The sequence below is a fragment of the Rhizobium sp. BK275 genome (genome assembly GCF_014193555.1).
GTDB lineage: Bacteria > Pseudomonadota > Alphaproteobacteria > Rhizobiales > Rhizobiaceae > Rhizobium.
This window is the reverse complement of record NZ_JACHZL010000008.1, coordinates 384,603-405,493: the sequence shown is the minus strand read 5'-3', so window position 1 is coordinate 405,493 and position 20,891 is coordinate 384,603. Positions and strand designations below refer to the sequence as shown.

The window sequence follows — 20,891 nt, the reverse complement described above, 5'->3', positions numbered from 1 at the left end:
CGTCCGGAATGAAATATCGCGGGGTGGAGCAGCCCGGTAGCTCGTCAGGCTCATAACCTGAAGGCCGCAGGTTCAAATCCTGCCCCCGCAACCAAGCCTTTCTATCAAGCAAAAAGCCCGCATGGTGAAAACCTGCGGGCTTTTTGACGTTAAGGGGTGGCGAAGACCGCTCAGAAGGCCGATCTGCCGTACAAGCCGGCGACCGACCTAAAGGCGTACGCACCCGGGGAACAATTTGGCGTGCTGTGTTGCGCCGGCTTCACGGCTGAAGGCAGACCGACGACCGTTCTAGCAGGACAGGAGCGGTCTTGGAGGACTGAAACCAGCGGGCTGAACTCGCCTCGGCGGACATCAACGGTGGAGGCAGGTGCTAGGTGTTGTCTTCAGTCATGCGCGGTGGTAGTATTTAATAGTATTGTTGCAGCTTTGGCGCGCGCTCTGCATGTTTTGCCTGTGAGTTGCTTCTGATTGGCGGAGAATCTCCGCACATGAAGAGCATACTCGCAGCTTGTTTTCGACCGCCGCCGCTCAACGGTGCCTCCGCCTGTTTGTCTTAAACGTGAACGGATATACTGGAGGAAAAAAATGACCAAGTGCACGATAGGTCTTGCTCTCTTAGGTTGCCTTGCCTTGTCTGGCTGCCAATCTGCTTCGACGTCCCAAACAGGACGCAGTAACGAGTTCGGCTGTATTGCCGGTTCGGTCGGCGGTGCGGTCGTCGGCGGATTGCTTGGCGCGACTATTGGCGCGGGGACCGGACAGCTCTGGGCCGTCGGTGGCGGCGCCACGCTGGGCGCCGCGGGCGGCAGTGCCTTGACATGTCATTGATGCGAAAGGTCGGGATGATGAAAAGAGCAGCCCTGCTGACGGGATTCGTTTTTTTTACCGCCATTGCAGCCGTCGCGCAGAATCAACCGGTGGCCATGAACCAAGGCCAAATGGACCGGCTCGATCGTGACAAGAATGGAGCGGTCGACCGATCTGAATATCAAACCTTCATGACCTCGGCCTTCGCGGGCCTGGATAAGAACAAGGACGGCAATCTGAACTCTGACGAAGTTGTCGGAGTTCTGACTGTCCAGCAGTTCTCCACCACCGACGCCAACAGTGACGGCAAGGTCAGCCAGAACGAGTTCCTGAATAGGGTTATGGCCGACTTCAAAGCCGCCGACCGCGGCGGCGATGGGAGCCTGCAGTAACGCACCAAGCAACGGCTAGGTGTGTTCGCCCGGTAGGCTTCACTCAGGTGAGCCTCATATGTTCATCATGCCGGTCTCGGAGGCTTGAGGATGTGGGACCGGGGTCGCCTACTCGTCGCGTCGCAAGTTGCGAATTCGGTCGAAAAGAACGGCAAGGACAATTGCACCGCCGATAAAGCTACCTTGCCAGAAGGCGTTGATGCCGAGCAGGCCAAGACTGTTGCGGATCACCTCGATGAGCGCGGCGCCGATCAACGCCCCAAAGGCGGTGCCGACGCCGCCAGCCAGATTGGCGCCGCCGATAACCGCAGCGGCGATAACCTGAAGTTCCATCCCTGCTCCGATATTTGTGGTGACTGCGCCGAGCCAGCCGGTTTGGATGATGCCGGCAATCCCCGCCGACAGGGCGGAAATCATATAGACGATGACCTTGATCCTCTGCACGGGAACGCCCGTCAGCGTCGCTGCGTGCTCATTGCCGCCGATGGCAAAAACATAGCGGCCGAACTTAGTCCAGCGCAGAACAAAACCGGTCATGAGTGCCAGCACGACCATGTAGAGCACTGGATTGGCGATGCCGAAAAACCAGGCACCGCCACCCAGCGCAAGCAGCTTGTCGTGATCAGGCCCGAACTGGAAGACGACAGTGTTGTTGGACGCCACCATCGCCAGGCTGCGCGCAATCGACAGCATCCCGAGCGTGACGACGAAGGGTGGGAAGCCGAGATAGGCAATCAATAGGCCGTTGAAAGCTCCGACCACAAGAGCAGTACCGATCGACGCAGCGATGCCGATCTCAATGCTGTACCCCGCATGCATGACGACCGCCAGCACCATGCTGCACAGGCAGAGCACGGAGCCAACGGACAAATCGATGCCGCCAGTGATGATGACCAGCGTCATGCCCAGCGCGATAATCGCGACGAACGTGACGTTGCGGGTGATGTTGTAGATGTTTTTTGCCGTCGCAAAGGAGTCTGTCGCCATCGACAGAAAAATGCAGGCGAGAATGACCGCGATCAGAACCCAGAATGTCTGGCCGCCCAAGATTGTCGCAAGCCAGCTCCGTTGCTTCTGCCCGATCGTCTGGTCAAGTGTAATCGCCATCGTCGACCTTCTTCCTTCTCGCTGCGGGGGCGGATAGCATCGATCACACCTGTTCGATGGCGCCGGTGATGAGCCCCGTCACTTCCTCAGGCGAACTTGCCGCAATTGGCTTGTCGGCTACTTTTCTGCCACGCCGCATCACGATCACACGGTCCGCGACCGAAAAGACGTCCGGCATGCGATGGCTGATCAGGACGACGACAATGCCCCGGTCACGCAATTCGCGGATCAGATTGAGAACCTCGGCGACCTGGCGCACGGAAATGGCTGCGGTTGGCTCGTCCATCAGCACGATTTTCGCCTCCGACAGCATCGTCCGGCCAATCGCGACCGCTTGCCGCTGGCCACCTGACATTTGCTTGACGAGATCGCGTGGTCGCGTCTCCGATTTGAGCTCGCGGAAGATCTCGCCGGCGCGTTTGTACATGGCCTTGTAGTCGAGGATGCGAAAGGGCCATATGCCGCGTCGCAATTCTCGTCCGAGGAACACGTTTGCCGCCGCCGTGAGATTATTGCAAAGCGCCAGATCCTGATGGACGATTTCGATGCCATGCAGCCGCGCCTCCTTCGGCCGATGCAGCACGATCTCGGAGCCATCGAGACGCATGGTTCCGTGGCTCGGTCGAAAGTTGCCGGCGATCATCTTGACCAACGTGGACTTGCCCGCGCCGTTATCGCCCATGAGGCCGACGACTTGCCCTGCTTCGAGCGAAAACGAAACGTCGTTGACGGCCTGGATGGCACCGAAATGTTTGGAAATATTGGTGAGCTCGAGAACCGCCACCAGCCTCCTGGCCTCCCAAAACTTGTCGCTATCCGTTCGCTCCGAGCCCGGCCTGTTTTCGACGCGAGGCTCGGGCGAAATCGCCTTTCCAATATCCTCCCAGGAAAAGCGAATATGAGCATTTACGCAAAACCCTGCGACAGCGTCAACTCATTGTCCGAGATGCGGAGCCTATTGTAACAAAAATCTGTTTTGTCAGACAAATATCAATTGACGGAAGTGGCGCGCGAATATTAGCTATTACTGGGAGAGAGAGCATGCTGATCCTTGTTACCGGTGCCACGGGCAAGGTCGGGCAGCGCTTCATTGCTGGGCTGCTTGACGATCCGAGATTTTCCAAAGCCCGTGTTCGCGCGCTTTGTCACAACCGTTTGTGCGAGGCGACCGACCGTGTCGACGTCATCCGCGGCTCGATCGCCGATCGCGATGTTGTGGCGGCAGCACTCAACGACGTAACCCATGTCGTGCATCTCGCCACTTGTAAGGAAACCCCTGAAGACATCATGGACGTTACGGTCAAGGGTCTCTTCTGGCTTCTCGAGGAGTTCCGCGGAAGCGCCACGGCACGTCAGTTCATCCTGATCGGCGGCGACGCGGGCATTGGGCATTTCCACTATCGCCATGGCGGCCCGATCACCGAGAGTGCCCCTCATTGCGCTTATCCGGGAAGCTATGCGCTCTCCAAGGTTCTGGAAGAGGTCATGCTGGAGCAGTTTGGCATTCAGTACGGCCTCAATGGCTGTTGTCTGCGAGCGCCCTGGATCATGGAAAAGGACGACTTCAAGTATTCGCTGTCCTTTGGAGATGACGTCTTTGGTGGCCCGGACTGGAAGACGCTCGTCCCGGAAGAAGCGGCGCGGCGCTATGCAGCTATGGGTACGGTGCCGCTGCTGCTCGATGCTGACGGTCGTCCGCTGAAACGCAACTTCGTGCATGTCGATGACCTCGTATCGGCGATATTGGCAGCAATCGACAATCCCCGGGCGGAACGACAACTCTTTAATATCTGCATGGATCGACCTGTCGACTATTCTGAAGTCGCCGCCTATCTGTCGCGCACGCGAAATCTCGGCTCTGTAGACATACCAAGCCGCTTCCATTCCAACTGGATGGACAACAGCAAGGCAAAATACCTGCTGGATTGGCGGCCAAACTACGATCTCGAAATGCTTATCGACTCGGCGTGGCAATACGAGCGTTCGAAGGAGGAGCCTCGTATCGTGTGGTATCCGGGTTGATTTCGTGTGGCGGGCATGCCGTGCCCGTCTGTTTCAAGGGAGGAAACCATGAGGAAGGCATTACTACTTACAGCCGCAGTTTTAGCATTGACCGCAGGGCAGGCCCTGGCGAAGAAGCAACTCGTCATCGTCGTGAAAGGTCTCGACAATCCATTCTTCGAAGCAATCAATCAAGGTTGCCAGAAATGGAACAAAGAAAATCCGACTGCGGAATTTGAGTGCTTCTACACCGGTCCGGCATCGACATCCGATGAAGCCGGCGAAGCGCAGATCGTTCAGGATATGTTGGGCAAGGCAGACACTGCCGCAATCGCAATTTCGCCATCAAATGCGAAGCTCATCGCCCAGACCCTGAAGACCGCCAATCCGAGCGTTCCGGTGATGACGCTTGATGCCGATCTTGCAGCCGAGGACGCGGCCTTACGCAAGACCTATCTCGGTACTGACAACTATCTGATGGGCGCACGTATCGGTGAGTACATCAAGAAGGCCAAGCCGAACGGCGGCAAGATCTGCACGATCGAAGGCAATCCGGGAGCAGACAATATTCTGCGTCGCGCGCAAGGTATGCGTGACACGCTCACTGGCCAGAAGGGCCTTACGGAATTGAAAGGCGAGGGTGGCTGGACGGAAGTCGCCGGCTGCCCGGTCTTTACCAATGACGATGGTGCCAAAGGCGTGCAGGCAATGACCGATATCCTCGCGGCCAATCCCGACCTCGATGCATTCGGCATCATGGGCGGCTGGCCCTTGTTCGGCGCACCGCAACCCTATCGCGATCTGTTCAAGCCGATGGCTGAGAAGATTGCCAGCAACGAGTTCGTCATCGGTGCGGCAGACACGATCGGTGACGAGGTTGCGATCGCGAGAGAAGGCCTGGTGACCGCGCTCGTCGGCCAACGGCCGTTCGAGATGGGTTACAAAGCACCTTCCGTGATGATGGATCTGATTGCCGGCAAGGCAGTTGAAGATCCGGTCTTCACCGGGCTTGATGAGTGCACGAAGGACACAGTCGATACCTGCATTCAAAAGTAGCGCTCGCGGTTTGGCGCACCCGGTACAAGGGTGCGCCGGCTGCCTCCACGAGACGGATCGAAAGATCTGCAGGGCTTGACGCGCCCTGAATTCCGCGCTTTGGGCCGGACTCAATCGCAGGCGACTTCCTCGTTATTACGATTGTTTTGATCAGACGTGCAGACAGTCGAAAGAATGCTGAGGCAGTAGAAATAAATGCCTGACAAGAAATCGGGGAAGCCGACGACTTTGGTCGAGGTGGCGAGAGCGGACCGTTCAGCCACTACAAGGCGCCCAAATGCTCCCCGCATGACTGGGGCGAGTGTTCATGTGTCTTTGGCAGGCGAGATCGGCCTCCGGATCGTGCGCGGTGACTATCCGCCCGGCACGATCCTGCCAAACGAGGCAAAATGGTCGCAAGTCTTTGACGTCAGCCGGTCAGCGGTGCGCGAAGCAATCAAGATGCTGATGGCCAAGGGCCTGCTTGCTTCCCGCCCAAAAATCGGCAGTTGGGTCGAACCTAGGGAACGTTGGAACCTGCTGGATCGAGATGTGCTGGGCTGGTATGCCGCATCTCCCGATCGGGAATCGTTTCTGAGGGCCGTGCAAGAACTCAGGCATATGATCGAGCCGGAAGCGACTGCGCTTGCTGCGGAGCGCCGAACCGAGGAGCAAATGAACGCGATCAGTCAGGCCCTGCATGACATGGGTCAGGCGACGTCACTCCAGCAGCGAACAGAATCCGATACCCGATTTCACATCGCGATCTTGCGCGCCACCGGAAATGATCTGCTGGTGCCGCTCGGCGCATTGATCGAATCGGCGCTGAACCATCTCTTCGCCTATATCACGCGCGAAGAGGATGACCTGCTGTATGTACTGAGACTACATGAAAATATTGAGAAAAGCATCCGACTGCAGCGACCGAACATGGCGCGCAACGCAGTCCGCAAAGTGCTGGCAAATACAGACCAACTGATAGCACGGTGGTCACGATAGAAGTTTGCATCCTGCCCGGCTGTGGAGGCGGCCGCCAGTCGCGCGTGCGTATCTTCGACAGTGTATAGTGCAAAGCCCGCAATAGAAGCCAAAAACAGGTCCGCCAAAAGCGGGCTTCTTTGTTGGCAGCGGAACGACGATTTAGCACGGGTCGAGGCGCGCCTCTGCCTTTGCAAAATTTTCGGGTGTTGAGGCAGCAATGGGCCATGAGATTCTGGCGTCGTTTCCAGTGAGCTGGAGGTTACTTCAAACAGAGCCACGCTGGTATAAAGCATAGATAGCCGATGTTATTATCGCCTGCCAGCAGCGCAGAATGCATCCCGCGGCTAACCCATAAGCATAGTGCGTTAATCCTTGTCCGGATATTCGAGCCTAGTCTATAAAATTCGAATGTGCTAAATTTAAAGGCGAGTGGACGTTCCACAATTTCCGTTTAGCGACCTTCATCGACCCTTTCGAGGTCCTGCTGTCTCATTCAGCTGAGGTATTTGTTTTCATGCCGTAAATCGATGAGCTTTCCAGGGAGGGGAACAATGCGAGAATGTGCATCTTCTCTAAGAGCGGAGCGGCGCGGGAGGCGCCGTTTGATCTTCGGATTATCGGCGCTCAGCGTCGTCTGTGCGGCTAGTCTTTTCGCTGGGATCGCTATCGCGCAGGCACCCACCGACGAGCAGAAAAGCGCGGTCAGATCAGCCTGCCGATCCGATTTCATCGCACAATGCTCTGGCGTGCAGCCGGGAGGCATGGAGGCGCTGAACTGCCTGCAGCAACGTGATTCCACACTCTCCGCCGCCTGCCGCGAGGCTGTCTCGGCTATAACGGCCAAACCCAAATCGACATCCGCGGAGCCAGCTCAAACGGCGCCTGTCACAACAGATGCGGCGACGCCTGCCCCGGCAGCCGGTGCTCAGCCGACCGAGGCGCAGCGCGATGCCGTCAAGTCAGCCTGCCGCTCCGATTTCATGGCGCAATGCTCCGGTGTGGCCCCAGGCGGCGAAGCGGCGCTCTCCTGTCTGCAGCAGCATAGTGCCGGTCTGTCGGCCCCCTGTCAGCAGGCGGTCGCGGCCATCGGTGCAGCAGGGCCGCCAGCAACCGGTGCAGGTGCTGCCACGGCTACCGCACCGCCGGCGACCCGGCCGGCCGCCATGCCCGTCTTCTCTCCGCGCGAGGAAATGATGATCGTGCGCGAGACCTGCGGACCGGATTTCCGGGCCTTTTGCCGGATGGTGCCGATCGGCGGCGGGCGGGTCATCTCGTGCTTGCGGGACAATCTGCAGCGCGTATCACCAGCCTGTCACAAGGTGCTGACCTCGGGACTGTAGCGGCCTTCCAAAACGCTCGGGTTCACTGGGGAATGCCTGAACTCTCAGGCATTCTCCTGATGGGTCCGCACCGCCATTCCGCTGTTGTCGCAGCACGATCCGAAATCCCCGCATTCGATGAATTCAATGACGACACAAGTGAAAGGCAATTGCCATGTCATCGACTTCTCATCTATCGCGATTGAAACGAATACTGAGCTATTCCGCTGTTGCTGGCGGCCTTGTACTACCAACCCATGCATGGGCGGATGATGCAAAAGATCTTCTGAAGGCCATGTCCGATTTTCTGGTGGCGCAGAAGACCATCTCCTTCAACTACCAGTCATCGCTCGAAGCTGTAACCCCGGATTTCGAGAAGCTGCAATTTGTCAGTTCGGGTACAGCCAATATCACCCGGCCCGACAAACTGCGTGTCACGCGGACCGGAGGCTTTGCCGATATCGATGTCGGCTTCGACGGTTCGACGCTGACCGTGCATGGCAAGAACCTCGATGCCTATGCGAAGATCGAGGGCAAAGGCTCGCTCGATGATCTGATCGACAGGCTCGCCGATGCCGGCGTGGAAGCGCCAGGCGCCGATCTGCTCTCGTCTCACGTCTATGACATCTTGATGTCCGACGTGACCGAGGCCAAGCACATCTCGAGCGCCTTCATCGACGGTGTGGAATGCGAATATCTGACGTTCCGCACACCGGAACTCGACTGGCAGATCTGGATACAGACGGGTTCGCAGCCGATACCGCGGCGCTATGTGATCACCAGCAAACACGTCGTCCAGGCGCCGCAATATACGCTTGAGATCAGCGACTTCAAAAGCGGGGCGGATGTTGCCGCCACCTCTTACAATATCGAGATCCCGGCCACTGCGAAGACCGTGGATCTGAGTGAACTCCAATCTATCGATGAGCTTCCGGCGCCCGCCGTTACAGGAGATATGCAATGACCCGCAGCAAGCTCTTTTTCGCCCTCTGCCTTGCCAGCGTGATGACCTTTACCGATCTTCGCCTGGAAGAAGGTCCACTACCGCTGTCGATCGGCTTTGCCACACCGGCGGAGGCGGTCATCGGCCGTCCCTTGACGCCGCTCTCCTATGCGGGGGTGGCGCGTCGCACCACACGCCGCGTGGTCCGGCGCACGGCGACGACGATTGCCGTGCTGCCTCCAGGCTGCATTTATGGCCCTTATTATGGCGGCTATTATTATCGCTGCGGCGGCCTCTACTATGCCAAGAGCGGCGGGGTTTATGTGCAGGTAATCGTGCAATAGGCTGCTTGCCAGCCTATTGTGCCGTCATTTCCGCATCGGTCACTGCAGGAGCTTTGCCGCGGCGCCTTCTGAACTCTTCAAAGCGCTGCAGCACGACGTAGAAGGAAGGAACGAACAACACGGCAAGGCAGGTCGATGCGATCATGCCGCTGAAGACCGATATGCCGATCGACTTGCGGGCGGATGCGCCGGCCCCCGTCGCGAGGACAAGCGGCAGGACGCCGAGAATGAAGGCGAAGGATGTCATGAGGATCGGTCGGAAGCGCAGGCGGGCAGCCTCGACGGCCGCTTCCAGGATTTCCATGCCTTCCTCTCGCTTTTCTCGGGCGTATTCGACGATGAGAATGGCATTCTTCGATGCCAAAGCGATCAAAAGGATCAGGCCGATCTGGGTGTAGAGGTTGTTGGCGACGCCCGCCGCCATTAACGCGCCGACGGTGCCGAGCAGGGCAAGCGGGACAGCCAGAAGCACAGCAAGCGGCAGGATCCAGCTTTCATATTGACCCGCGAGCACGAAGTAGACGAGCAGCATGCCGAGCGCGAAGATATAGTAGATCTGTCCGCCGACCGCCTTTTCCTGATAGGAGAGCGCCGTCCACTCATAGCCGGTTCCCGTCGGCAAGGTCTGGTCGGCAATCTGCTCCATGACGTTGAGTGCCTGGCCGGAGCTGAAGCCGGCGGCAGGTCCGCCAACGATGGTTGCTGACGGGTAGAGATTGTAGAGGCTGATCAGTGAGGGGCCTTGCATCGGCTTGATATCGACAACGGTTCCGAGCGGCACCATCGTGCCATCGCCGGCCTTGACCTCCAGATTGCGGATATCGTCAGGGCTGACGCGGAATTCCGGAGATGCCTGGGCATAGACCTGGAACGTGCGGCCAAACTTGTTGAACTGTGTCACGTAGCTCGATCCGACGTAGCCCGACAGCGCAGAGAAAACCTGTCCAACCGTGACGCCCAACGTCTCGGCCTTGATACGGTCGACCACGACCTCAAGCTGCGGCACATTCGAGCGGAACGACGTGCTCAGCCTTTGCAGCGATGACTGGGCTTCGCCATTTTTCACAATCGTATCGGTAAGGGACTGCAACAGTGCATAGTCGGAAACACCATTCTTGATCTCAACTTGCATCGTGAAGCCGCTGGCATTGCCGACGCCCTGGATGGGGGGCGGCACGATGACGAGGGTTTTCGCGACCAGTACGTTTTGCAGCGCACCGTTCAGATGCTGGTAGATGGACAGAAGATCCTGGCCCTTTTCCTTCAGCCTTTCATCCCAGTCCTTCAGCACGACATAAGCCACGCCGGCGTTCTGCAGACTGGCATTGTTATCGAGAACGGATATGCCGCTGATCGTCAGGACCTGATCGACGCCCGGTGTCTCCTGGGCGATTTTGCCGACATCCGCCATGACGGCATCGGTGCGCTCCTTGGATGCGCCATCCGGCAGTTGCGCGCCGATCAGCACGTAGCCCTGGTCCTCAATTGGCAGAAATGCAGTCGGCACGCGTGTCAGCCCCCAGACGGCGACACCCATCATCGCCAGCGCAAGAACGACCATCGCGACGGCGTGGCGCGTCATCGAGCCGATCAGCCGGACGTATCCGTGTTCGCCCCAGTCGTAGATCCGGTTGAAGCCGCGATAGACGAAGTTGCGCTTCTCGGGTGGCACCGGCGCGCGCAGCCAGAGGGCGCATTGCGTCGGTTTCAACGTCACGGCGTTGATGGCGCTGATCAGCGCCGTGGCGGCAATCACGAGAGCAAACTGGCGGTAAAGCTGGCCCGTCAGCCCCGGCAGGAAGGCGGCTGGAATGAAAACGGCCATCAGCACCAGCGTGATACCGATGACGGGGCCGAGCAGTTCGTCCATCGCCTTTTCGGCCGCCTGCCTGCCGGACATGCCCGCCTCGATATGTCTCGCGACACCCTCGACAATGACGATGGCGTCATCGACGACGATGCCGATGGCGAGAACGATTGCAAACAGAGTGGAGAGGTTGACGGTGAAGCCCAAGGCCGCCATCGCGGCGAAAGCGCCGATGATGGTGACCGGAACGGTCGTTGCCGGCACGAGCATGGCTCGCCAGTCCTGCAGAAACAGCAGAATGACGATAAGAACGAGAACGCCTGCCTCGATCAGCGTGACATAGACTTCGTTGATCGAGGCCTTGACGAATTTCGTGGTGTCGAAGGGGAGATGATATTCGAGGCCTGGCGGGAAGGCCTTGGCCAGTTCCGCCATCTTTACATCGACTGCCTGGGCCACAGCGATGGCGTTTGCTTCCGGCAATTGGGAGATACCGATGCCCGCAGCCGGTCGGCCATTCTGCATGAAGGTCTGGCTATAGGTCTGCGCACCCAGTTCGACCCGGCCAATATCGCGGATGCGCGTTACCCGGCCGCCGTCCGAGCCATCGACCTTGACGATGATGTTTTCGTAGTCGACAGCGTCGTTCAGCCGGCCATTGATGTTCAGCGTGTATTGAAACGTCTGTCCTTGGGGCACCGGCGGAATGCCGATCTGGCCGGCCGTGACCTCCTGGCTCTGTTGCTGTACGACATTGACGATATCCTGCGGTGTCAGCCGGCGGGCCTGCAGCAGGTTCGGATCCATCCAGATGCGCATGGCATATTGGCCGGCGCCGAAGACCGTGACGTTGCCGACGCCGGGCAGGCGGGCAAGTTCGTTCTGGAGGTTGATGACCGCATAATTGGAGAGGAACAGGCTGTCATAGCGGCTGTCCGGTGAGGTCAGAGTGACAAAGCCGAGGATGGCGGTCGATTTCTTCTGGGTGCTGACGCCTTGAACCTGCACCGACTGCGGAAGCGACGACATGGCGATCGCAACACGGTTTTGCACCAGGACCTGTGCCTGATCGGGATCCGTGCCGATGGCGAAGGTCACGGTCAGTGAGTAGGTGCCGTCGCTTGCGCTGGTGGACTGCATGTAGAGCATGTCCTGTACGCCGTTGACCTGCTGCTCGATCGGCAGCGCCACCGTATCGACGAGCGTCTTGGCGCTGGCGCCCGGAAAGCGGGTCGTCACCTGCACTGTCGGCGGAACGACATTTGGATATTGCGCCACTGGCAGTTGGAAAAGAGCCACCGCGCCGATGAGAACAAAGACCAACGCCAGAACATTGGCGAGCACCGGCCGTTCGATGAAGAAGCGCGAGATCATGCTGTTGCCCTTGGACGTTCAGATGAGGCGTTGTGGCGAAATTACTGCGTCGTCGTCGTAGCCTTTGCATCGGTGCCGGCCGCCGCCGGTTGCGGTTTCATGTCGATTTTCTCGGGCGCAGCCTTGCTGCCTGGGATTGCCTGCTGGATGCCCTGGATGACGACCCAGTCGGCGGGTTCGAGGCCGGATTCGATGACGCGGAGGGCGCCTTCGCGCTGGCCGGCCTTCACCTGTTTCTGCTCGATCGTATCGTCCTTGCCGAGAACGAGCAGGTAGCTGCCGAGCTGGTTGGTGGCGATCGCATCGTCGCGCACGAGCAGCGCCTTCTCGTTCTGGCCGATCGGTACGCGAACGCGCACGAAGAGGCCGGGCAGCATGGCCTTGTCTTTGTTATCGAACAGAGCCCGGACCTGAAGCGTTCCGGTCGATGCATCGAGTTGCGGCGAGACGTAGTCGAGATGTCCCTTATGTGGGTAGCCTTCTTCAGATTGCAGGCCGAGTTCGGCTGGGATGCTCGGCAGATCCGTCTGCTTGAAGGTGCGTCCCTGCTTTCTCAACATATCCTTGATCAGTAGCACCTGGGTTTCGCTGACGTTGAAATACGCATAGATCGGGTCCGTTTGAACAATGCTGGCGAGCTTGGTGGGGCCTGAGACGCCGACGAGCGTGCCGATATCGACAAGGTGGTCGGTCACCGTGCCATCGAAGGGGGCAATCACTTCCGTATAGCCGAGATTGATCGTTGCAAGTTCGACATTGGCCTGCGCATTGAGGATCTGCGCGTTGGCCTCGTCGAGCGTCGCCTTGGCGCTGTCGACGGCTGTCTGCGTCGTGACCTGCTGCTTCATCAGATTGACCTGACGATCGTACTCCTGCTTGGCGCCAACCTGGGATGCCTGTTGCGATGCGAGGGATGCCTTGGCCTGATCAAGCTGGGCCTGATAGGTGTCGCGCTCGATCCCGAAGAGCTTCGTGCCCTTCGTTACCGTCGTGCCATCCTGATAATCGATCGATTGAAGGTAACCCTGGACGCGCGCTTCGATATCGACCGAGTTCAGCGGCGCAGTGTTGCCCGTGAGTTCGAAATAGAGGGTGATGGGCTCCTGGACTGGTTGCGCAACACGGACGGCCGGTGGCGGAGGCGGGACGTAGGTATTGCTGCTTCCATCGCAGGCAGCGAGCGCTGTCATGCCGATGAGTGTTACGGAAATCTGCAGGCCCCGATGCAATCCCTCACGCATTCTTGCTGCCCCGATGATCTATGTGTCCCGGTCTTCATGCGTGCCTTGGTGACGACCCCATCAGTCGCCAAGTGTTTCAGGCATGCGGTACTATGTCGCGGGATTGTCCGAAATTGCAATAGCTTATGGCATGCAATCCAGCTGCGTCTAAACGATTGATGACTCCGCAATTCCATCATGGCCCAGCCTGGAATTTTCTATTCACTGCTGAGTAATGAGCAGCACGTAAGACACGAACAGCATCAGGTGAACTGCGCCCTGCATGAGATTGGTGCGCCCACTCGAAAACGTGATGATGCTGACGGCGAGCGTCAGCACGAACATGACAAGATCCGGGCCTTGAAGCCCCAGCGTGACGGGGTGTCCGTAGAGGTGGCTGATTGCCAGCATGGCCGGCACGGTGAGGCCGATCGTCGACAGAACCGAGCCGAGGAAAATGTTGATGGCTCGCTGCAGATGGTTGGCGACGGAGGCGCGCACGGCGCTGATCGCCTCTGGTGTTGCGACGAGTACCGCCATGACCACCCCCCCGAATGCTGCCGGTGCGCGAAGGGTTTCGATCACGTAGTCGATCGGCCGGGCAAGCTGTTCGACCAGGAAGACGACCGGCACCATATAAGCGAGCAGCAGTACCGCATGATGCCAGACGGACCGGTGGCGCCGCATGCTGACGATGTGCTGCTCGTGATGGTTGCCGTCATCGGCGAAGTAGCGATGATGACGGCCGGCCTGGAGGAGCAGAAATACACTGTACAGGCCAATCGAGACTATGCCGAGAAACATCTGCCTGGGCGTCGAGGGGTGCGGGCCATCCGGGCCGGCCAGAAACGTGGGCATGACGAGGCTGAGGGTGGCCAGTGGCACGATGACGCCGAGATAGGCATTGGCGCCGTGCAGGTTGTGCTGCTGATCTTCCCGCCGCCACGCGCCAAGGAGCAGCGACAATCCCACCATGCCGTTCAGAATGATCATGACGACGGCAAACAGCGTGTCACGTGCGAGCGTCGGATTGTTCTCTCCATGCCGCATGACAGCCGAGATCGCCATCACTTCGATCGAGGTAATCGCAAGGGTCAAGATGAGGGTCCCGTACGGCTCTTGAAGCTGTTCCGCCAGATGATCGGCATGACGAACGACCGATAGGGCGGAACCCAGCACAACGGCAAAAAGCCAGAAAAAAATGACGATGAACCAGAGTGGCTCGGAAAGCTGCGCGAAGATTGGCCCGGAGAAAACAAGGAAAGCCAGGCTGGTTGCGACACTGACGCCAAAGAACCATTCCTCGCGCACGATGCCTGCTAAACCGATGGTGTGCAATGCGGAGCCGTCAGTCATTGAAACCACCGCCAGCCACGGAATGCCGTAGCATCACGACCACGATCGCTGCCATCTTCCTCTCCGCTTTCCCCGCCGCCGGGCAAACCGAGCGGTGCGGTTTGGCGGCGGCTGGGAGCGATTGTCTCACGCAGAGGGGCATTCCGCCTATCTAAAAATCGTCGCTCAGGTTTCAGGCGAATTCAATGGTACTTCCGTTTCTCCCGCCCCAGAATTTCCGGGGCGTCGAGGCCGGCGATCGGTCTCGAAAGGTCGGCAGGGATGTCGCCGGCAAGCTGGAGATCCAGATAACGGGCGCAGCAGACACGGAGGAACGAAGTGAAGTTGCCGAGGTCATGGCCGGCATCGATCGACTCGTGGTGCAGCCTGGTGATGAGCTGGACCACGTTCATGCCGTCGCGGGTGGCAATTTCTTCCAGTTTCGACCAGAAGAAATTCTCCAGCCGCACGCTGGTGACCATGCCGTCGATGCGCAGCGACCGGGTGGTGCTTTCCCAGAGCCTGGCATCAGCCTTGATGAAGAGTTCACACATCACGTTCCTCCCGCGGCTTCACTCGGCGGCGTTGGTCTCCAGCACCGTTGCCGCGTCGAGCACCGTCATGAACTGGCGCAGCCACGAGGGGTGAGCCGGCCAGGCCGGTGCGGTGACGAGATTGCCATCGGAAACAGCGTCACTGATCGCGATATCGGCATACGTGCCGCCGGCAAGCTCGACTTCCGGACGGCAGGCGGGATAGGCCGAGCAGGTGCGGCCCTTGAGAACACCGGCAGCCGCCAGAAGCTGGGCGCCGTGGCAGATCGCGGCAACCGGCTTGTTGGCATCGAAGAAATGCCTGACAGCCTTGATGACATCGGGGTTGAGGCGGAGATATTCCGGCGCGCGGCCGCCGGGAATGACGAGCGCATCGTAATCTTCGGCGCGCACGCTTTCGAAGGTGGCATTCAGCGCGAAGTTATGGCCGCGCTTTTCGGAATAGGTCTGGTCGCCTTCGAAATCATGGATGGCGGTGGCGACCGTCTGGCCGGCGGTCTTACCGGGGCAGACTGCATGGACCGTATAGCCGCAGGCAAGCAGCGTCTGGAACGGCACCATGGTTTCGTAATCTTCAGTGAAATCGCCTGTGATCATCAGGATCTTGCTCGCTGGCATTTCTTCCTCCCGTAAAAAACCAACAGATGGACTTTAACAAAGGATCGCGGCCGCGGGTAATATAGGAATACTACACGGGGCTTCCGGATCAGGTCGTTTCGCGTGCCCTGACATCGGGGATGGCGCAGGCCTCGCCGCCGCCGAACATGCGCGAACGGGTGAGGAAGCGCTTCTCGCGGCCATTATCGAGCGAGAACATGCCGCCGCGGCCGGGCACGACGTCGATGATGAGTTGCGTGTGCTTCCAAGCCTCGAACTGGCTGGCGCTGATATAGACAGGCACGCCGCCGATCTCGCCGAGCTTCACATCCTGATCGCCGACGATAAAATCGTCCGTCGGATAACACATGGGCGAAGAGCCGTCGCAGCAGCCGCCGGACTGGTGGAAGAGGATTTTGGGATAATCCCGTTGGATTTCCCTGATGAGGTCGAGCGCCGCATCGGTGGCGAGCACGCGCGCTTCGCCATTGACCGTCTGTTCCATGATTGCCTCCTCCAAGACAATGCCTCCTCCCCGTGAAGGGAGGAGGCTCGATGATAGCACGATCGGCTGCTTCTCAGAAGAAGCCGAGCTTCTTCGGGCTGTAGCTGACCAGCATGTTCTTGGTCTGCTGGTAATGGTCGAGCATCATCTTGTGCGTTTCGCGACCGATGCCGGACTGCTTGTAGCCGCCGAAGGCCGCATGGGCCGGATAGGCGTGGTAGCAATTGGTCCAGACGCGGCCGGCCTGGATTTCCCGGCCGAAGCGATAGGCGCGGTTGGCATCGCGGGTCCAGACACCGGCGCCGAGGCCGTAGAGCGTGTCATTGGCGATCTCGAGCGCCTCCTTGTCATCCTTGAAAGTAGTGACGGAGACGACCGGGCCGAAGATTTCTTCCTGGAACACACGCATCTTGTTGTGGCCCTTGAAGATGGTCGGCTTGATGTAATAGCCCTCAGACAGTTCGCCGCCGAGATCGTTGCGTGAGCCGCCCGCAAGAACCTGCGCGCCTTCCTGCTTGCCGATATCGAGGTAAGCGAGGATCTTTTCCATCTGCTCGGTGGAGGCCTGAGCGCCGATCATCGTTGCCGGGTCGAGCGGGTTGCCCTGCTTGATGGCTTCGACGCGTTTGACCGCCCGTTCCATGAAGCGGTCATAGATCGATTCCTGGATGAGAGCGCGGCTCGGGCAGGTGCAGACTTCGCCCTGGTTCAGCGCGAACATGGCGAAACCTTCGAGCGCCTTGTCGAAGAAATCGTCGTCTTCGGCTACTACGTCAGCGAAGAAGATGTTGGGGGACTTGCCGCCGAGTTCCAGCGTGACCGGGATGAGGTTCTGGCTGGCATATTGCATGATGAGGCGGCCTGTCGTCGTCTCGCCGGTGAAGGCAATCTTGGCGATGCGCGGGCTGGAAGCGAGCGGCTTGCCGGCTTCCAGACCAAAACCGTTGACGATGTTGAGGACGCCAGGCGGAAGCAAGTCGCCGACGATTTCTGCCCAGAGAAGCAGGGAGGCGGGTGTCTGTTCGGCGGGCTTGATAACGACACAGTTGCCGGCCGCAAGCGCCGGCGCCAGCTTCCAGGTCGCCATCAGGATCGGGAAGTTCCAGGGAATGATCTGGCCGACGACGCCGAGCGGTTCATGGAAGTGGTAGGCGACCGTGTCGTGGTCGATTTCGCCGATCGTGCCTTCCTGGGCACGGATGCAGGAGGCGAAATAGCGGAAGTGGTCGATGGCGAGCGGAATGTCGGCCGCCATGGTTTCGCGGATCGGCTTGCCATTGTCCCAGGTTTCGGCCTGGGCCAGAAGCTCCAGCTTGTCTTCCATGCGCTGGGCGATCTTCATGAGGATGTTGGAGCGCTCGGTGGTGGAAGTGCGGCCCCATTTTTCCTTGGCGGCATGGGCGGCATCGAGCGCGGCGTTGATGTCCTTTTCATCGGAGCGCGGGATTTCGCAAAGCTTGCCGCCTGTGACGGGCGTGACGTTGTCGAAGTATCTGCCGCCAATGGGCTCGCGCCACTCGCCGCCGATGTAGTTGCCGTATTTGAGCTTGAACGGCGACTCGACGATTTTCTGATGAAGCATGTCATCCTCCCTTGATGAACAGGTTCGGGAACGAACCAGTGGAGGGAATCTGTGTCGCTTTTGCCTGGGGGAACAGTGGAGCTCGCCAATACCGCAGTGCACAGTGTCGCAGAGTTGCGACAGGTTTCGGCACCGCCACGACATTGTGATTGAACCTTTCGCCCTGTCTTAGTGCAGGTCGAGCTTCTTCATCTTCCGGTGCAGTGTTGCGCGGCTGATGCCAAGGGCTGTGGCGGCCTGGGAGACGTTGCCATGGGTACGCGACAGCGCCCGCAGGAGAGCGGCTTTTTCCGCCTCTGCCATTTCTTCCTCCTGCGAAACGCGACCTTCGTGCAGCGCATCGGAGGCCGGAATGCCGGCGGCGATATGCCTGTCGTCAAGCTTGAGGGCAAGACGGGCGGCGCGCGTGGCGCCGAGGACGAGATCGTGCCGGTCGACGGCAAGTAGTGCATTGGCGGAATTGGCGCCGGCCGGGACCATGACGAAACGGGCGCCGGCAAAAGCGGAACGGAACAGATTGAGCTCGATACGCATGGCCGCATCTCGCACGGCTTGCGACAGGATGGTGAGCGTCATTTCATTGACGTCATCGCGGCAGGTGGAAATGTCGAGCGCGGCGGCAAGCAGACCGCGATGATCGCGGATCGGGGCTGTGGTGCAGCTCAGCTTGATGTTGGAGCAGTAGAAATGCTGGTCGCGGAAAACGGCGACGGCACGTTCATCGGCGAGAGCCGTGCCGATACCGTTGGTGCCGATGCTGGCCTCGGTCCAGACGGAGCCGGTCCAAAGGCCCACATCGTAGAATTCCTTGTCATTGCCGGCGGCGCCGCGGCGTTCCAGCGCAATGCCGTTGCGATCGGTCAAAAGCAGGCAGCAGCCGGCCTTGCCCACCGTCGCAAAGAGACGGTCGAGTTCGTCACGGGCATCGGCGATCAACTGCTCGGATTGTTCCCGCGCAAGGCGGAATTCCTGTTCTGTCAGGCGCAGGGGCGCACGTTTTTCCTCCGGCGCCAGCTGATACATGGTCATGCAGCGGCGCCATGAAGCCACGATCGGCGAGCTGGCCGCAGCAGAGTTTTGCTGGGCGCACGTATAGACATGCTCCGCATGTGCGGATTGTTCGTGCATGAAGGCTCCTCCCACGGAACTTGCGCATATTCTGATGTAAATATGGCGGCTTTGCAATCAAGCCGGCATGACCGCGGATTGTATGGATCGAATTTGCCGGATGCGAAGTGTCGCATTTCTGAGACAGCACGCCTTGCGGTTCAATCCGGCGTGTAAACTTTTGCCTTCACCTTCGGCTGAGCCAGTTTTCGATGCCTCTCGCCGCGGCGCGGCCCGTGGCGAAACAGGCTGTGAGCAGATATCCGCCCGTCGGCGCTTCCCAATCCAGCATCTCGCCGGCTGCAAAAACGCCGGGAAGATGTTTCAGCATGTAGCTCTCGTCGACCTCGCTCCAGGCGATGCCGCCGGCGGACGAGATGGCCTCGGCGATCGGACGCGGGCGCAGAAGCGGGATCGGAAGGGCCTTGATGGCGGCGGCGAGCTTCTGCGGATCGTTGCGATCGGCTTCCGGCGTCAGTTCGCGCAGGAGCGCGGCTTTCACGCCGTCGATCCCGGCGCCTTTGCGCAGGCGGTTGGAGAAGCTCGATTTCGTATCCTGTCGGGCAAGGTCACGGGACAGGCGTTCGAGCGTGCGGCCGGGGGTGAGGTCGAGCGTCAAAAACGCCTTGCCTTCGCCACGCAGACGACCCCGCAGGGCGGCGGCATGCGCATAGACAAGGCTGCCCTCGATGCCGTGTTTGGTAATCACGAATTCACCGGGAAACGTCCCTGCGGAGGAAGTTGCTGTGACGGATTTCAGCGGTTCGCCGGCAAAACGCTCGCGGAAGAGATCGCTCCAGGCGACGTCAAAACCGCAATTGGCGGGCTGGAATGGAGCGATTGTGATACCGCGATCGGCAAGCATCGGCACCCAGGCCGCATCGGAGCCGAGACGGGGGTAGCTTGCGCCGCCGAGCGCAAGCAGCGTGGCATCGCAGGAAATAGTCTTGCGTCCGTCTGGCGTTTCGAACCTGTGTCCACCGTCGGCAAAGCCGATCCAGCGATGGCGGGTGAAGAAGCTGACGCCGCGGGCTTCCAGCCGGGCGAGCCAGGCGCGCAGAAGCGGCGAAGCCTTCATGACATTGGGGAAGACGCGGCCGGAGGAGCCGACGAAGGTTTCGGTGCCGAGATCAGTTGCCCAGGTGCGGATATCGGCCGGGGTGAAGGCATCGAGGGCGGGACGAAGACTGACATTGGCATCGCCGAAACGGGTGGCGAAGAGGTCGTAGTCTTCCGAATGCGTGATGTTGAGGCCCGACTTGCCGGCGAGCAGGAATTTGCGCGCGAAGGTCGGCATCGCGTCATAGACAGCGACGGCGTGGCCGCCTTCCGATAATATTTCGGCCGCCGACAAGCCTGCGGGACCGCCGCCGATGATCGCAATCGTCTTCTGTTCCATTGCGCCTTCTTGGCGCGGGTGATCGCCTAGCGCAAGCCTCAGTGACGCGGATGCACGCACTTGCCGTGGTCGGCGAGCACTTCGATGACCCGGCATTGATCGACGCGGCCGTGGCAGCAGCTCTCGACCATCTGCTCCAGTTCCGCCCTCAACGCATTCAGACTGCGGATACGTTGCTCGACCTCGATGAGACGTGCCTTGGCGATGGCATCGGCGGAGGCGCAGGGCTGGTGTGGGTCATCCTGCAGGTGCAGCAGCGTGCGGATCGCATCGATCTCGAAGCCGAGTTCGCGAGCGTGGCGGATGAAGGCGAGGCGATCGAGGTCAGCGGGCTCGTAGGAGCGCTGGTTGCCCTCGCTGCGGCTGGGTTCGGAAAGCAGGCCGATGCTCTCATAATAGCGGATCGTCGGCACTTTGACGCCGCTGTGACGTGCGGCTTCACCGATGGTGATCTTTTTCATGATTTTCCTCTTGCACCTCTA

General features: G+C 59.6%; 20 protein-coding genes and 1 tRNA gene. 9 read left to right on the top strand and 12 right to left on the bottom strand.

The window, feature by feature from the left end:
* Positions 1–17 precede the first annotated feature (17 nt).
* The 3 genes from FHT82_RS25405 (at position 18) to FHT82_RS25395 (ending at position 1,199) form a co-directional block, all read left to right on the top strand.
* Positions 18–94, top strand: a tRNA-Met gene (locus FHT82_RS25405).
* Between the two features lie 491 nt (positions 95–585).
* Complete coding sequence (locus tag FHT82_RS25400; RefSeq protein ID WP_183735457.1) at positions 586–828, top strand: hypothetical protein; 243 nt, start codon at positions 586–588, stop codon at positions 826–828.
* A 17-nt stretch (positions 829–845) separates the two neighbouring features.
* Positions 846–1,199 (top strand): EF-hand domain-containing protein, encoded by a 354-nt coding sequence (locus FHT82_RS25395; protein WP_183735476.1) that lies wholly within the window; start codon positions 846–848, stop codon positions 1,197–1,199.
* A 108-nt stretch (positions 1,200–1,307) separates the two neighbouring features.
* Here the strand turns inward: FHT82_RS25395 and FHT82_RS25390 are convergent, their stop codons facing one another.
* Together FHT82_RS25390 and FHT82_RS25385 are read right to left on the bottom strand one after the other, a co-directional pair.
* Entirely contained in the window at positions 1,308–2,306 is a 999-nt protein-coding gene (locus FHT82_RS25390) for an ABC transporter permease (protein WP_183735456.1), read from the bottom strand.
* 43 nt (positions 2,307–2,349) lie between these two features.
* On the bottom strand, positions 2,350–3,090 hold the full coding sequence (locus FHT82_RS25385) for an ATP-binding cassette domain-containing protein (protein WP_183735455.1): 741 nt from the start codon (positions 3,088–3,090) through the stop codon (positions 2,350–2,352).
* A 257-nt stretch (positions 3,091–3,347) separates the two neighbouring features.
* Between FHT82_RS25385 and FHT82_RS25380 the strand changes: the two genes are divergently transcribed.
* The 6 genes from FHT82_RS25380 to FHT82_RS25355 all read left to right on the top strand — a co-directional run bounded on the left by FHT82_RS25380 (position 3,348) and on the right by FHT82_RS25355 (position 8,929).
* Positions 3,348–4,328, top strand: coding sequence for an NAD(P)-dependent oxidoreductase (locus FHT82_RS25380; RefSeq protein WP_183735454.1), 981 nt, complete (start codon positions 3,348–3,350; stop codon positions 4,326–4,328).
* Positions 4,329–4,376: 48 nt separating this feature from the next.
* Complete coding sequence (locus FHT82_RS25375; protein ID WP_183735453.1) at positions 4,377–5,363, top strand: substrate-binding domain-containing protein; 987 nt, start codon at positions 4,377–4,379, stop codon at positions 5,361–5,363.
* A gap of 195 nt (positions 5,364–5,558) precedes the next feature.
* Positions 5,559–6,341 carry a FadR/GntR family transcriptional regulator gene (locus FHT82_RS25370; RefSeq protein WP_183735452.1) on the top strand — a complete coding sequence of 261 codons (783 nt, stop codon included), beginning with the start codon at positions 5,559–5,561 and terminating at the stop codon, positions 6,339–6,341.
* Positions 6,342–6,874: 533 nt separating this feature from the next.
* Positions 6,875–7,663 (top strand): hypothetical protein, encoded by a 789-nt coding sequence (locus tag FHT82_RS25365; RefSeq protein ID WP_183735451.1) that lies wholly within the window; start codon positions 6,875–6,877, stop codon positions 7,661–7,663.
* 154 nt (positions 7,664–7,817) lie between these two features.
* Positions 7,818–8,606, top strand: coding sequence for a DUF2092 domain-containing protein (locus FHT82_RS25360; protein ID WP_183735450.1), 789 nt, complete (start codon positions 7,818–7,820; stop codon positions 8,604–8,606).
* Positions 8,603–8,929 (top strand): hypothetical protein, encoded by a 327-nt coding sequence (locus FHT82_RS25355; protein WP_183735449.1) that lies wholly within the window; start codon positions 8,603–8,605, stop codon positions 8,927–8,929. The genes FHT82_RS25360 and FHT82_RS25355 overlap by 4 nt, the downstream gene beginning before the upstream one ends.
* A gap of 13 nt (positions 8,930–8,942) precedes the next feature.
* On the opposite strand, the gene FHT82_RS25350 is transcribed toward FHT82_RS25355, so the two are convergent.
* From FHT82_RS25350 to FHT82_RS25305, 10 genes are all read right to left on the bottom strand, one after another.
* A complete protein-coding gene (locus tag FHT82_RS25350) occupies positions 8,943–12,110 on the bottom strand; it encodes a multidrug efflux RND transporter permease subunit (RefSeq protein WP_183735448.1) in 3,168 nt (1,055 codons plus the stop codon).
* Positions 12,111–12,151: 41 nt separating this feature from the next.
* A complete protein-coding gene (locus FHT82_RS25345; protein WP_183735447.1) occupies positions 12,152–13,351 on the bottom strand; it encodes an efflux RND transporter periplasmic adaptor subunit in 1,200 nt (399 codons plus the stop codon).
* 201 nt (positions 13,352–13,552) lie between these two features.
* Positions 13,553–14,686: a calcium:proton antiporter gene (locus FHT82_RS25340; RefSeq protein ID WP_183735446.1), complete on the bottom strand. Its 1,134-nt coding sequence runs from the start codon at positions 14,684–14,686 to the stop codon at positions 13,553–13,555.
* 182 nt (positions 14,687–14,868) lie between these two features.
* Entirely contained in the window at positions 14,869–15,219 is a 351-nt protein-coding gene (locus FHT82_RS25335; protein WP_183735445.1) for a ribbon-helix-helix domain-containing protein, read from the bottom strand.
* An 18-nt stretch (positions 15,220–15,237) separates the two neighbouring features.
* Positions 15,238–15,837 (bottom strand): DJ-1/PfpI family protein, encoded by a 600-nt coding sequence (locus tag FHT82_RS25330; RefSeq protein ID WP_183735444.1) that lies wholly within the window; start codon positions 15,835–15,837, stop codon positions 15,238–15,240.
* An 88-nt stretch (positions 15,838–15,925) separates the two neighbouring features.
* Positions 15,926–16,321: a DUF779 domain-containing protein gene (locus FHT82_RS25325; RefSeq protein WP_183735443.1), complete on the bottom strand. Its 396-nt coding sequence runs from the start codon at positions 16,319–16,321 to the stop codon at positions 15,926–15,928.
* Between the two features lie 73 nt (positions 16,322–16,394).
* Entirely contained in the window at positions 16,395–17,903 is a 1,509-nt protein-coding gene (adh, locus tag FHT82_RS25320) for an aldehyde dehydrogenase (RefSeq protein ID WP_183735442.1), read from the bottom strand.
* Positions 17,904–18,071: 168 nt separating this feature from the next.
* Positions 18,072–19,031 (bottom strand): helix-turn-helix domain-containing protein, encoded by a 960-nt coding sequence (locus tag FHT82_RS25315; protein ID WP_183735441.1) that lies wholly within the window; start codon positions 19,029–19,031, stop codon positions 18,072–18,074.
* 166 nt (positions 19,032–19,197) lie between these two features.
* Complete coding sequence (locus FHT82_RS25310) at positions 19,198–20,409, bottom strand: TIGR03862 family flavoprotein (protein WP_183735440.1); 1,212 nt, start codon at positions 20,407–20,409, stop codon at positions 19,198–19,200.
* Positions 20,410–20,447: 38 nt separating this feature from the next.
* Positions 20,448–20,870: a helix-turn-helix domain-containing protein gene (locus FHT82_RS25305; RefSeq protein WP_183735439.1), complete on the bottom strand. Its 423-nt coding sequence runs from the start codon at positions 20,868–20,870 to the stop codon at positions 20,448–20,450.
* Between the last annotated feature and the right edge of the window lie 21 nt (positions 20,871–20,891).

Bases quoted from the DNA above. Each gene is read 5' to 3' on its own strand.
- FHT82_RS25360 (WP_183735450.1), top strand. From the start codon at position 7,818: ATGTCATCGACTTCTCATCTATCGCGATTGAAACGAATACTGAGCTAT.
- FHT82_RS25350 (WP_183735448.1), bottom strand. From the start codon at position 12,110: ATGATCTCGCGCTTCTTCATCGAACGGCCGGTGCTCGCCAATGTTCTG.
- FHT82_RS25365 (WP_183735451.1), top strand. From the start codon at position 6,875: ATGCGAGAATGTGCATCTTCTCTAAGAGCGGAGCGGCGCGGGAGGCGC.
- FHT82_RS25315 (WP_183735441.1), bottom strand. From the start codon at position 19,031: ATGCACGAACAATCCGCACATGCGGAGCATGTCTATACGTGCGCCCAG.
- FHT82_RS25370 (WP_183735452.1), top strand. From the start codon at position 5,559: ATGCCTGACAAGAAATCGGGGAAGCCGACGACTTTGGTCGAGGTGGCG.
- FHT82_RS25395 (WP_183735476.1), top strand. From the start codon at position 846: ATGAAAAGAGCAGCCCTGCTGACGGGATTCGTTTTTTTTACCGCCATT.
- adh (WP_183735442.1), bottom strand. From the start codon at position 17,903: ATGCTTCATCAGAAAATCGTCGAGTCGCCGTTCAAGCTCAAATACGGC.
- FHT82_RS25330 (WP_183735444.1), bottom strand. From the start codon at position 15,837: ATGCCAGCGAGCAAGATCCTGATGATCACAGGCGATTTCACTGAAGAT.
- FHT82_RS25375 (WP_183735453.1), top strand. From the start codon at position 4,377: ATGAGGAAGGCATTACTACTTACAGCCGCAGTTTTAGCATTGACCGCA.
- FHT82_RS25390 (WP_183735456.1), bottom strand. From the start codon at position 2,306: ATGGCGATTACACTTGACCAGACGATCGGGCAGAAGCAACGGAGCTGG.
- FHT82_RS25400 (WP_183735457.1), top strand. From the start codon at position 586: ATGACCAAGTGCACGATAGGTCTTGCTCTCTTAGGTTGCCTTGCCTTG.
- FHT82_RS25310 (WP_183735440.1), bottom strand. From the start codon at position 20,409: ATGGAACAGAAGACGATTGCGATCATCGGCGGCGGTCCCGCAGGCTTG.
- FHT82_RS25305 (WP_183735439.1), bottom strand. From the start codon at position 20,870: ATGAAAAAGATCACCATCGGTGAAGCCGCACGTCACAGCGGCGTCAAA.
- FHT82_RS25380 (WP_183735454.1), top strand. From the start codon at position 3,348: ATGCTGATCCTTGTTACCGGTGCCACGGGCAAGGTCGGGCAGCGCTTC.
- FHT82_RS25355 (WP_183735449.1), top strand. From the start codon at position 8,603: ATGACCCGCAGCAAGCTCTTTTTCGCCCTCTGCCTTGCCAGCGTGATG.
- FHT82_RS25335 (WP_183735445.1), bottom strand. From the start codon at position 15,219: ATGTGTGAACTCTTCATCAAGGCTGATGCCAGGCTCTGGGAAAGCACC.
- FHT82_RS25340 (WP_183735446.1), bottom strand. From the start codon at position 14,686: ATGACTGACGGCTCCGCATTGCACACCATCGGTTTAGCAGGCATCGTG.
- FHT82_RS25345 (WP_183735447.1), bottom strand. From the start codon at position 13,351: ATGCGTGAGGGATTGCATCGGGGCCTGCAGATTTCCGTAACACTCATC.
- FHT82_RS25325 (WP_183735443.1), bottom strand. From the start codon at position 16,321: ATGGAACAGACGGTCAATGGCGAAGCGCGCGTGCTCGCCACCGATGCG.